At 70.9% G+C, this 11,838-nt stretch carries 8 protein-coding genes; 5 read left to right on the forward strand and 3 right to left on the reverse strand.

Annotation, left to right across the window (positions count from 1 at the left end):
* Positions 1-29: 29 nt before the first annotated feature.
* Positions 30-1,106: a UDP-N-acetylglucosamine 2-epimerase (non-hydrolyzing) gene (gene wecB, locus AAEM63_RS16040; protein WP_341359228.1), complete on the forward strand. Its 1,077-nt coding sequence runs from the start codon at positions 30-32 to the stop codon at positions 1,104-1,106.
* Positions 1,107-1,779: 673 nt separating this feature from the next.
* Here the strand turns inward: wecB and AAEM63_RS16045 are convergent.
* Together AAEM63_RS16045 and AAEM63_RS16050 are read right to left on the reverse strand one after the other, a co-directional pair.
* A complete protein-coding gene (locus tag AAEM63_RS16045) occupies positions 1,780-3,033 on the reverse strand; it encodes an IS110 family transposase (RefSeq protein WP_341359229.1) in 1,254 nt (417 codons plus the stop codon).
* A 328-nt stretch (positions 3,034-3,361) separates the two neighbouring features.
* Positions 3,362-4,828, reverse strand: a complete 1,467-nt coding sequence (locus AAEM63_RS16050) for an NCS2 family permease (protein WP_341359230.1) — start codon at positions 4,826-4,828, stop codon at positions 3,362-3,364.
* A gap of 170 nt (positions 4,829-4,998) precedes the next feature.
* On the opposite strand from AAEM63_RS16050, the gene AAEM63_RS16055 reads away from it, so the two are divergent.
* The 3 genes from AAEM63_RS16055 to AAEM63_RS16065 all read left to right on the forward strand — a co-directional run bounded on the left by AAEM63_RS16055 (position 4,999) and on the right by AAEM63_RS16065 (position 9,092).
* Complete coding sequence (locus tag AAEM63_RS16055) at positions 4,999-5,940, forward strand: NAD(P)-dependent oxidoreductase (RefSeq protein WP_341359231.1); 942 nt, start codon at positions 4,999-5,001, stop codon at positions 5,938-5,940.
* A 273-nt stretch (positions 5,941-6,213) separates the two neighbouring features.
* Complete coding sequence (locus AAEM63_RS16060; protein ID WP_341359232.1) at positions 6,214-7,638, forward strand: cell wall-binding repeat-containing protein; 1,425 nt, start codon at positions 6,214-6,216, stop codon at positions 7,636-7,638.
* A complete protein-coding gene (locus AAEM63_RS16065; RefSeq protein ID WP_341359233.1) occupies positions 7,638-9,092 on the forward strand; it encodes a cell wall-binding repeat-containing protein in 1,455 nt (484 codons plus the stop codon). Before AAEM63_RS16060 ends, AAEM63_RS16065 begins: the two co-directional genes overlap by 1 nt.
* A gap of 392 nt (positions 9,093-9,484) precedes the next feature.
* Here the strand turns inward: AAEM63_RS16065 and AAEM63_RS16070 are convergent, their stop codons facing one another.
* A complete protein-coding gene (locus AAEM63_RS16070) occupies positions 9,485-10,489 on the reverse strand; it encodes a LacI family DNA-binding transcriptional regulator (RefSeq protein ID WP_341359234.1) in 1,005 nt (334 codons plus the stop codon).
* Positions 10,490-10,610: 121 nt separating this feature from the next.
* On the opposite strand from AAEM63_RS16070, the gene AAEM63_RS16075 reads away from it, so the two are divergent.
* Entirely contained in the window at positions 10,611-11,669 is a 1,059-nt protein-coding gene (locus AAEM63_RS16075; RefSeq protein WP_341359235.1) for a substrate-binding domain-containing protein, read from the forward strand.
* Positions 11,670-11,838 lie beyond the last annotated feature (169 nt).

The raw sequence follows: 11,838 nt of genomic DNA on the forward strand, positions 1-11,838 counted from the left end.
TAAGTGTAAGGAGCAGATACGCTCGTCCTATGAAGATCTTGAGCGTGGTCGGCGCCCGACCTCAATTCGTAAAACTCGCCCCGATTTGCCTCGAGGCCGCGCGGCGCGGCCTCGACCACATTATTGTACACACAGGGCAGCACTATGACCCTAAATTGTCCGAAGTATTCTTTCGGGATCTCGAAATCCCTGCCCCGGACGTTCACTTGGGCGTCGGCTCTGGGTCTCACGGCAAACAGACTGGTGCGATGCTAGCCGCACTAGACGATGTTCTTTTAGAACATCGTCCCGACTGGACCATAGTCTACGGGGACACCAATTCTACCCTTGCAGCTGCAATAGCGGCGTCGAAAATGCATCTCCCTGTCGCGCACCTTGAGGCGGGCCTTCGCTCCTTCAACCGACGAATGCCCGAAGAGCACAACCGGGTCCTCACTGATCACGCAGCGGACCTACTTCTTGCTCCGACTCAAATTGCAGCGGACCACTTGTCGGCTGAAGGTCTGAAGCATCGAACTGTAGTTGTTGGAGACGTCATGACCGACGTATTGCTAAAGGTCAAAGAAGAGGTGGCTGTTCGCAGCGATGCAATCCTCGCTCGTCTTGGGGTAGAGCGTTCGGCCTATTATGTGGCCACGATTCACAGGGCCGAAAACACTGACCATGCAGAACGTCTAAGATCCATAATTGCGGCCCTTGGTGAACTTGACCTTCCGGTCCTACTCTTCGCACATCCCCGCCTGCTCGCAAAAGCACGCGAACATAGCGTGGACCTGACACAGGGAAAATTAGCACTCCATTCAGCTGTAGCTTACCCGACGCTCGTGGCCGCAGTCATGGCATCACGTGGTGTGGTCACCGATTCTGGTGGGCTGCAGAAGGAAGCGTTCCTTCTACGCGTGCCGTGCACAACGGTACGGACGGAGACAGAATGGATCGAGACGGTGGAATTGCGTTGGAATAAGTTGGCGAAGCCCGGTGCCGCACTCATCGCAGCGGCTCAACGCCCACGCCCCTCTGAGACCGACGCAACGCCGTATGGCGACGGCAACGCCGCTGTGCACGTATTAGATGCGCTTGAAACGCGATTGTTCGAGCCCATCTAAGTTCCAGAAAGGCACCCGGAACTGCCGGGGCCGAGGGTGCCGACGTGCTGCTGCCTCGGCGCTGGCCACATAGGAGCGGTACGTTTGGGACGAGTCGGAGCGGGCGGTGGGCGGCGGACGGCGCGGAGGGCTTCGTCTTCACGACCACTGTTCGGGCCGGCGGGTGGTGCGCGCCCGGATCCACTGGATGGTGGCCGAGTATTCAGCACCGCCGCCACGCTCAGCCCGGGTGACCGGCGAGCAGCGCTGGGCCGGCACGAGCGAAGCTTGTGGTCGACGAGCTCGACGCGGCCAACGTCCCGGCAGCCGAGACACGGCCCGGGAAGCCCGACGTCTCTCACGCGTTCAAGGCGGCGCTGATGGCTGGCCTCGCCCTCAGTCCGAGCTCCGCCCCCGCGCTTGCCCCCCGGACGGGCAGCGCGGGTCTACGTAGGCACTCGGCGCCTTCATGTCCGAACGTGGACGCACGTGCGGATCGATGGCGGATTCCTTGCGGAGGCGTCCGGCTTCGCGACTGAGTAGCCCTGTGTCAACCCCCGTTTGCTCGGCTGTCGAGTGTGCGTCGGCGCTTGTTGGGGTCAAGGTTGTTCGTCCTCGCTGCGCTGCGGGCGCTCCACCTCGCCCTCTGGCGCGTGGACGCCTCTGAGCGGTTACGGAGCATGGGAGGGCGGTCTTAGGCGGCTCGGGCGGCCTCGGGAAGGGTGAGAAGTGCCTGGAGTGCGCGGTGGCGCGTGGGGTCGTAGGGCACGCCGTCCTGCCAGCAGTGCCAGATCACGAAGAGCCAGGCCCGGGCCAGGATCCGTACGGTGTGCGGGTGGTCGTGGCCGCGGGCTATCGCGGTGTCGCAGAGGTGCGCGGCCCAGGGGTTGGCGCGGCGTGAGTCGGCGGCGAAGTCGGTGACCGCGTCGCGCAACTGCTTGTCGGCGCCCCAGCGGAAGGTGACCGCCCGGATCTTGCCGGACTGGCGGGTCGAGGGCGCGACGCCGGCGAGGCAGGCGAGCGACTCGGGGGTGGGGAAGCGCGCCCGGCAGTCTCCGATCTCGGTGAGCAGTCGTGCGGCACGCACGGTGCCCGAGCGGGGCAGCGAGGTGAAGATCGGCGCGTCGGGGTGCAGGGCGAGCTGTTCGCTGATCTGCGCCTCCAGGGCGGTGATCTGGGTGCGCAGCACGCGCAGCGCCTCGAGCAGGGCGTGGGTGATCTGGGCGTTGGCCCCGCCCTGGTCGCCGCCCAGGCCGCGGGGGGCGGCACGCAGGCGGGCATGGAGCACCGCGGGGTCGGCCCGTCCGCAGTAGCCCACCGAGCGCAGCCAGGCGCTCAGACGTTTGACGGTGAGCCAGTCCGCGCGGTCCTGGCAGTCGAACCGGTCCAGGAAGGCCAGACTGATCGGGGAGTCCAGGTCGGCGAAGAGCCCGACCGCGCCGGGGAAGACGATGGCCAGGTGGGCACGCAGCTGGTTGGTCAGCCCGATGCGGTGCTTGACCAGGTCCTTACGGGTGCGGCAGGTCTGGCGCAGGGTCACCGTGGCGGCAGCGTCCGGGATCAGCGGACGGAGCCGGGCACGGTCGGTCCGCAGGGTGTCCGCCAGGACGAACGCGTCGAACCGGTCGTCCTTGTTCCCGGCGGAGCCGTACCGTCCCCGCAGGTTCTTGAGCTGGTTCGGGCTGATCACCACGATGGTCAGGCCCGCGGCGAGCAGGACGGCGACGACGGGGCCGTCGGGACGTTCGATCGCGACCTCACCCACGCCGGCCCGGGTCAGCTGCGTGAGCAGGCTGCGCAGGCCGGCGTCGGAGTGCTCGACGGTGAACCGGCGGACCTGGTGCCCGGCGGCGTCGACCACGCTCACCGCGTGGTCATCGCGCGCCCAGTCGATCCCGCCGGTCACGGCGTTGACAGGTTCGGGTGGAAGTACTGGGGCAGACTGCATCACAGCCTCCTCGCTGCTAGCCCAGTGGGGAGGCGCCCTCAACGGTGCCCGGTCGTGCCTGCCGCGTAGCTCACTGATCGGCGCTCACAGGCGCACAGCCCTGTCGACGGTCTGCACGACCCGGGTAACCACCGGATCCCGCAGAACTCAGTCTGGACGTCGAAGCGTCAAGCGAGCAGGGCGGTGAACCGGCGGCACCTCGGACGCATCGGCAGCCCATCGAGAACCACCGACCAGACCAGCGTCCCACCGACGACCCTCTCAACAACTACCGACAGAAAGAGGGTCCACCAGTGAGCGGCCAGCGTATGGCTGCCCCGCCGGTGGGTCAGATCCCGAGCATCTGCTCGATGGGACCGAGCGCGAAGTAGATGACGAACGCGGCGGCCACCAGCCACATGAGCCAGTGGACGCTCTTCACGCCGCCCTTCTTGGCCGCCGCGAAGACGACATAGGCGATGAACCCGGCGCCGATGCCCACGGTGATCGAGTAGGAGAACGGCATGAGGATGATGGTGAGGAACGCCGGGATCGCGATGGCGGCGTCGCGCCAGGAGATCTCGGTGACCTGCATCATCATGAGGAAGCCGACGATCACCAGGGCCGGCGTGGCGGCCTCGTAGGGCACGAACGCCGCGAGCGGGGAGAGGAACGTCGCGAGCAGGAACGCGATGCCGGTGACCACCGAGGACAGGCCGGTGCGGGCGCCATCGCCCACGCCGGTGGCGGACTCGATGTAGCTGGTGTTGGACGAGACGGACGCGGCGCCGCCGGCGGCGGCGGCGATGGAGTCCACCACGAGGATGCGGCGGGTGTGCGGGGGGTTGCCGTCCTTGTCGAGCAGGCCGCCCTCGGCGCCGATGGCGACCATCGTGCCCATGGTGTCGAAGAAGTCGGCGAGCATGATCGAGAAGATCAGCAGCAGCGCGGCGAGCCAGCCGATCTTCTCGAACGCCCCGAAGAGCGAGAACTGGCCCAGCGTGGCGAAGTCCGGCGCCTGGACCGGGGAGCCGTCCAGCGCCGGGACGGTCAGCCCCCACCCGCCGGGGTTGTCCTCGCCGAGCGGCCCGAGGTGGGCGACGGCCTCGATGATCGCGGCGAGCACCGCGGCGGTGACGACGCCAATGAGGATGGCGCCGCGGACCTTGCGGACCATGAGGATCGCGATGACGAACAGGCCGACCACGAACACCAGCGACGGCCACCCGGTGAGGGAGCCGTTGACGCCGAGCTGGAGCGGGGTGCCGCCGGGGCGCACGATGCCGGAGTTCACCAGGCCGATGAGGGCGATGAACAGGCCGATGCCCACCGAGATGGCCACCTTGAGCTGGTGCGGCACGGCCTTGAAGATCGCCTCGCGCAGCCCGGTGAGCACCAGGACAAGGATGATGAGGCCCTCGAGGACGATGAGGCCCATCGCGTCGGGCCACGTCATGCCGGGCATCTGGACGATCGTGAAGGCCAGGAGGGCGTTGATGCCCAGGCCCGCAGCGATCGCGAGAGGGAAGTTCGCCGCCGTCCCCATGAGGATCGACATCAGGCCCGCGACCAGGGCGGTTCCGGCCGAGACCGCCGCGAGGTTCGCCCCGTCCGTGCCGCCGCCGAGGAAGGTGCCGGTGGAGTCCGGGGTGGACAGGATGAGCGGGTTCAGCACGAGGATGTAGGCCATCGCGAAGAACGTGACGATGCCGCCGCGCACCTCCCGGCCCACGGTCGAGCCGCGCTCGGAGATGTGGAAGAACCGGTCGATCGGGTTACGTGCTCTCGGGGGCGCGCTCGGCGCAGCGGTGCTCACGTCCACGGATGCTCCCACACCGCGGGAGCCGCGTGACCGCGCCGTTCACGATGTTCACAGGGTTGTTACGTGGCGGTCGTCGACGGGGCCCGATGACCGGTCGGCGGCGCCTGGCGCGCGGTCCACGGCGGTGAACGGCAGGATCGCGCCGCTGCGCGAGGATGGGGCCCATGAAGATCCTCCTCCCCACCTCCACGCCCCTGGCCCCCGCGCTGCCCGTCGGGGTGGTCGCGGCCACCTACGACGTGACCGACGCCATCCCCGCCGAGCACCGTGACGCCGAGGTCCTCGTGGTGTGGGGCAACCCCGGCGACGCCCTTGCTGCCGCCGCGCGGGACCTCCCCCGGCTGCGCTGGGTGCAGACCCTCGCCGCCGGCCCCGACGCCGTCCTCGCCGCCGGGTTCGCCGACGACGTCGTCGTCACCTCCGGCGTCGGGCTGCACAACGCCACCGTCACCGAGCACGCCCTGGCCCTGACCCTGGCGCTGGTGCGCCGGGTGCCGGCGGCCCTTACGGCCCAGGCCGAGCACCGGTGGGCCGACGAGCTCGGCGGCCTGCAGCCGCTGCGGCCCGAGGGCGCGGTCACCTCGCTCATCGGGGCGCGGGTGCTGCTGTGGGGGTTCGGCGGGATCGCACAGACCCTCGCGCCCGTCCTCACGGCGCTCGGGGCCACCGTGCGCGGGGCGGCCCGCAGCGCCGGCACCCGGGCCGGGTTCGACGTCGTCGCCGAGGACGACCTCCACGCCGAGCTCGCCGCCACCGACGTCCTGGTGATGATCCTGCCCGCGACGCCGGCCACCGAAAAGGCGCTCGACGCCGCCCGGCTCGCAGCCCTGCCCGCGCACGCGTACGTCGTCAACGTCGGGCGCGGGGCCACCGTGGACGAGGACGCCCTCCTCGCGGCGCTCACCGAGGGCCGGATCGCCGGGGCCGCGATCGACGTCACCGCGGTCGAGCCGCTGCCCGCGGAGTCCCCGCTGTGGGACGCGCCGAACCTCCTCATCACCCCGCACGGCGCGGGTGGGCGCCCGGTGAACGCCGACGCGCTCATCGAGGCCAACGTGGCCGCGTTCCTCGCCGGGCGCGAGCTGGTCAACGTCGTCGAGCGCTGAGAGCGCGCTCCGAACCGCGTCGCCGCGGAGGTCGTCAAGACCCCGGGCGGATGAATTTTTCGTGAAGCGCTTCCCCACGCCTGGGCGCTGACGTGCTGAAACACAACAATGGAATTCCTCGCGGGCTTTCCGTGCGCCGAAAGTCACACCAGTCACACGAGCCACACCGGTAGCATCGCGCCCGGTGCAAACTTGCGGACTTCGCAAATGTGCCTTACCGGCTCATGTGCGGGCCGGGCACCTTGTTACCCGGCCGTTCCTGGGGGGACCGTCATGGCTCAGTCCGCTGCCCGACCTTCGCTCGCGCTCCCGCGCCGAGCCCCGCTCGCCGCCCTCACACTGCTCCTCGCCCTCGCCCTCGCGCTGGCCTCGGTGACCGTGGCCGCGCCGGCCCGGGCCTCGACCGCCGACGTCGCGGACCGGATCTTCGCGCTCATCAACGCCGAGCGGGTCAAGCGGAGCCTGCCGCAGCTGCAGCGCATCACCGAGCTCGACAAGGTCGCGCAGCCGTGGAGCAGCCACCAGGCCGCCACCCGCACCATGGCGCACAACCCCTCCTACTCCAGCCAGTACCCCGCCGGCTGGCAGCGGGCGTCGGAGAACGTGGCGTACGCGTCGTCGTCGATCGCCACGGGCGACAAGTTCATGGAGATGTGGATGGCCTCGGAGGGCCACCGGAACAACATCCTCAACCCCTACATCACCCACGCCGGGATCGGGGTGGCCGCGACGTCCTCGGGTGACCGGCTCTACGCCACGCAGAACTTCGCCCAGTACCCCTCGACCGTGAAGTTCGCGGCCGCCACCCCGGTCCAGCGCATCTCCGGGTCGCACCGGTACGCCACCTCGGTAGCGATCTCCAAGGCCACCTACGCGCCGGGTGTGCCGGTGGTCTACCTCGCCAACGGCGTCAGCTCGATCGACGCCCTCTCCGCCGCCTCCGCCGCCGGGCGCGACGACTCCCCCGTCCTCCTCACCCCCGCCGACCAGCTCCTCTCCATCACGGCCGCCGAGCTCGACCGGCTCAACCCCGGCCGCATCGTCGTCCTGGGCACCGGCTCCTCGGTGAGCTCGCAGGTGGAGCAGGCGGCGCGCGCCTACGGGCCGGTCAGCCGCATCTCCGGGCCCGACCGGTACGCCACCTCCGCCGCCGTCTCGGCCGCGTCCTTCGCCCCCGGCGCCCGGGTGGTCTACATCGCCAACGGCGCCACCTACGTCGACGCCCTCTCCGCCGCGCCCGTGGCCGGCCGCGACGGCGCCCCGGTCCTGCTCACCAAGTCCGGGGAGCTGCCCGCGCCGATCGCCGACGAGCTGAGCCGCCTGCGCCCGGGCAAGATCGTCGTCCTGGGCGACACCACCGCGGTGAGCTCCGCCGTCGAGACGAAGCTGCGCACCTACGCCGCGGTCGAGCGTCGCTCCGGGGACAACCGCTACGCCACCTCTGCCGCACTGTCCAAGGCGTCCTTCCCCGCCGGGCTGCCGGTGGTCTACGTCGCCAACGGGCAGACCTACGTCGACGCGCTCTCCGCCGCCCCCGTGGCCGGGATGAAGAACGCGCCCGTGCTGCTCACCACATCCGGCTCGGTCCCGCCGTGGATCCTCACCGAGCTCCAGCGCCTCAACCCCGGGAAGATCGTCATCCTCGGCGACTCCACCTCGATCAGCTCCGCCGTCGCGGACACCCTCGGGAGAATCTGATGACCGCCCGCACCGCCCGACCGCTGCCGCTCCTCCTCGTCGTCGTCCTGACCGCCCTGCTGGGCCTGGTCGCGACCCCGGCCGGCGCCGAGCCCGCCACGATCGTGCGGTACGCGGGCGCCGACCGCTACGCCACCGCCGCCGCCGTCTCGAAGGCGAACTTCTCCCCCGGGGTCGGCGCGGTCTACGTGGCCAGCGGGCTCAGCTTCCCCGACGCCCTGGCCGCCGCCCCCCGCGCGGCGGCCGACGGCGCCCCGGTCCTGCTCGTCAAGCCGCACGAGGTCCCGGCCGTGGTGGCGACCGAGCTCGGCCGGCTCGCGCCGAAGAAGGTCGTCGTCCTCGGCGGGCCGGAGACGGTCTCCGACGCCGTCGCCGCCTCGCTCGGCGCGTACGCGCCGGTGACCCGGGTGGCCGGGCCGGACCGGTACTCCACCGCCGCCCAGCTCGCCTCGACGTTCCCCGCCGGGGTCGACGTCGCCTACATCGCGGCCGGGAAGACTTTCCCCGACGCCCTGGCCGGCGCCGCCGTCGCCGGGCTCGGCGACGACCCGCTGCTCCTCGTGCGCGGCACCACCCTCGACGCCTCGGTGGTGAGCGCGCTGACCAAGCTGCGCCCGGGCCGGCTGGTCATCCTCGGCGACACCAACTCGGTCAGTGCGGAGATCGCGGCCCAGCTCGCCTCGTATGCCCCGGTGAGCCGGGTGGGCGGCAAGGACCGCTTCGCCACCTCGGCGCTGCTGTCCGCCGCGGCGTTCCCCGACGGCGCCTCCACCGTGTACCTGGCCACCGGGACGAACTTCCCTGACGCCCTGGCCGGCGCCCCCGTCGCGGGTCGCGACGGCGGACCGGTGCTGCTGGTGACGCCCACGTCCATCCCCGGGACGGTGGCCACCGAGCTCGCCCGGCTCGGCGCGACGAAGGTGGTCGTGCTCGGCTCCGAGGTCTCCGTCTCGGCGTCGGTGGCTGCGCAGGCCGCGGGACAGGTCGAGGACCCGATCCTCGAGGACAACCCGGTCGTCACCCCGCCGCCGTCGTGGGACGAGATCGGCCGGATCGCCGCCACGTACACCACGCCGGCCGCGAGCAAGGGCGCGGGCAAGATCGCGCTCGACTGGGCCAAGACCCAGCTCGGCAAGCCCTACGGGTGGGGCGAGGAGGGCCCGGACGCGTACGACTGCTCGGGCCTGACGATGCGCGCCTACGAGCGGGCCGGGATCCAGCTGCGCCGGCTCACCCGCGACCAGTGGTACGACACCCGGCGGGTGGCCCTGGACGACATGGTGCCCGGTGACCTGATGTTCTGGTCGAACAACGGCCAGCCGTCCGGGATCTACCACGTGGCCATCTATGCCGGGAACGGGATGCGCCTGCACGCGCCGTCGCCGGGCAAGTTCGTCGAGCTCGTGCCGGTGTGGTCGGGGAACCTGCTGCCGTACGGCGGCCGGATCGGCTGAGGCTGCCCGCGCGGTCCCCGAGCCGGGCGCGCCGAGCGCTCGCCGGCGCCCTCCCCCTGCCGTGAGCGGGGAAGAGGTGGCGGCTCCGAGCGGAGACCGGGGACGTTTCGGCGGCTCCGAGCGGAGACCGGGGACGTTTCGGCGGCTCCGAGCGCCGGCGGGGAGTTGCGGCTGCACTGGGGCGGGGATCGGGTCACTTTCGACGGCCCTGGGCCGTCGAAAGTGACCCACACCGCCGGATCTTCCCGGATCAGCGCTGCGGAGCCGCGAGGACAGCTCCGGTGAGGATTCGACCGACATCGGCGGACGAATCCTCACCGGTCAGCGCCGCCGATCCGGTGCCCGCGCCACCGGTCAGCCCGCATCCTCGGGATGACCGCGCCGTCGGACACTCAGTCCGCGGACGTGCACCCGCACGAGTCCCGGTGCCGCACTTGCGCCGGCACCCGGACGGCCATCGGCGCCGACTCCGTCCCGGCGATCCGCCGCAGCAGCAGCTTGACGGCGACCGCGCCGATCGAGGTGGCGTCCTGCGCCACCGTGGTCAGCCGGGGCGAGAAGGCGTCGGCCCACTCGAAGTCGTCGAAGCCGACGACCGCGACGTCGCCGGGGACGGACAGCCCCCGCCCGCGCAGCGCCCGCATCGTCGCGATGACCATCGTGTTCTGCGCCGCCACAATGGCCGTCGGTGGCTCCGCCAGATCGAGCAGGCCGTCCACGGCGGCATGGGTGTGCACGGCGTCGGAGTCGCCCCGCACGAGCAGCTCGTCGATCTCGGGCAGCCCCGCGGCCGCGAGGCCCATCCGGTAGCCGGCCACGCGCTCCTCGCTCGTCGTCAGCCCGGGCATGCCCGCCACCATGGCGATCCGGCGGTGGCCGAGCTCGGCGAGGTGCTTGACCAGCTGCGCCATGGGCTTGACGTTCTCGCTGCACACGGAGTCGAACCGCGGGTCCGGTGAGCGGTCCACGAGCACCGTGGGCGGCCCGCTGCGGGCCAGGCGGTCCAGCACCTTCCCCGCCCCGACGGACGGCGCGAGGATGAGTCCGTCGAGCCGCCGCTCTCGCAGCGCGGCGACGACCTTCTCCTCGGTGTCCGGGTCCTCGTGCGTGTCGGCCAGGACGATGGTGTAGCCGGCGGCGCTCGCCGCCTCCTCGATCGCGTGGACGACCTCGCCGAAGTACAGGTTCGTCAGCGCCGACATCGCGACCCCGATCTGCTGGGTCTTCGAGCGCACCAGGGCTCGCGCCTGGTGGTTCGGCACGTAGTCGAGCGCCTCGATCGCCTCGAGGACCCGGTCGCGGGCGTCCTGGCTGACGAACCGGGTGCTGTTGAGCACGTGCGAGACGGTCGACGTCGACACCCCGGCCCGCCGGGCCACGTCCGTGATGGTGACCATGCCCCGATGATGCGCCCGGGACAAGCGTTTGCGCAAACGCTTGCGGCGGTGGCCTGTGACCTGCTTCACTCGGTCTACCACGAACGGTGCGGAGGCACCGGCCAACGCAAAGGAGCGCTACGTGACTATCAACCGGCGGAACATCGGACGATCAGGGCGTCTGCCCAGGCGGGTGGCCGCGGCAGTGGCCGTCACCGGGCTCGCACTCGGCGTGAGCGCCTGCGGCTCGGACGGCGAGAACGACCCGGCCGCCACGGGCGGCGGCGCGGAGACCGGCGGCGACGGCGTCAGCATCGGTCTCATCACCAAGACCGAGACCAACCCGTTCTTCGTGACCATGCGTGAGGTGGCCTCGGAGTACGCCGAGGAGCAGGGCGTCGAACTCACCGCGCTCGCCGGCGAGTTCGACGGCGACAACGAGGGCCAGGTCCAGGCCATGGAGAACCTCATCGCCCAGGGCGTCGACGGCATCATGGTCACCCCGAACAACTCCAGCGGCGTGCTCGGCGCGATCGAGCAGGCGCGGTCGCAGGGCATCGTCGTCATCGCCCTCGACACGGCCACCGACCCCGAGGACGCGGTCGACGCCACCTTCGCCACCGACAACTTCGAGGCCGGGCGCCTCCAGGGCGCCTACGTCAAGGCCGTCCTCGGCGACGAGGAGCCCAAGCTCATCATGCTCGACGGCACGGCGGGCGGCACCGTCGACACCTTCCGCCACGACGGCTTCCTCGAGGGCTTCGGCCTGGAGGAGGGCGACCCGGCGATCCTGGGCATGGAGAACACCCAGGGCGACCAGAACACCGCCCAGACGGCGATGGAGAACCTCCTCCAGCGCAGCCAGGACGCCAATGCGGTCTACACGATCAACGAGCCCGCGGCGCGCGGGGCGTACGCGGCCATCGAGGCCCGCGGCCTCACCGACCAGATCACGATCGGCTCGATCGACGGCGGCTGCGAGGGCGTCCAGGACGTCGCCGACGGCAGGTACGCCGCCACCGTCATGCAGTTCCCCGCCGAGATGGTGCGCCAGGGCATCGACGCCATCATCCAGGCCGCCGAGGGCGGCGAGGCGCCGTCCGGCTTCGTGGACACCGGCAGCGTCGTCATCACCGACAACCCGGTCGAGGGCATCGAGTCCGAGGACACCACGTGGGGCCTGGAGAACTGCTGGGGCTGACCTGACCCGCACGCAGGTGACCGCACGCAGGTGACCGCACCCAGGTGACCGCACTGCGCTGACAGCACCGCGCTGACCGCACCACGCCGACCGCGCGACCGGCCGCGGTGGGAGGCACGCACGTCCGCCGACCACCGCGGCGGTCGCCGACGGCCGGGGTGCGCACCCC

The organism is Georgenia sp. M64 (genome assembly GCF_038049925.1).
In the GTDB taxonomy this organism is placed as follows: Bacteria; Actinomycetota; Actinomycetes; order Actinomycetales; family Actinomycetaceae; genus Georgenia.

Bases quoted from the DNA above. Each gene is read 5' to 3' on its own strand.
- AAEM63_RS16060 (WP_341359232.1), top strand. From the start codon at position 6,214: ATGGCTCAGTCCGCTGCCCGACCTTCGCTCGCGCTCCCGCGCCGAGCC.
- wecB (WP_341359228.1), top strand. From the start codon at position 30: ATGAAGATCTTGAGCGTGGTCGGCGCCCGACCTCAATTCGTAAAACTC.
- AAEM63_RS16055 (WP_341359231.1), top strand. From the start codon at position 4,999: ATGAAGATCCTCCTCCCCACCTCCACGCCCCTGGCCCCCGCGCTGCCC.
- AAEM63_RS16065 (WP_341359233.1), top strand. From the start codon at position 7,638: ATGACCGCCCGCACCGCCCGACCGCTGCCGCTCCTCCTCGTCGTCGTC.
- AAEM63_RS16070 (WP_341359234.1), bottom strand. From the start codon at position 10,489: ATGGTCACCATCACGGACGTGGCCCGGCGGGCCGGGGTGTCGACGTCG.
- AAEM63_RS16045 (WP_341359229.1), bottom strand. From the start codon at position 3,033: ATGCAGTCTGCCCCAGTACTTCCACCCGAACCTGTCAACGCCGTGACC.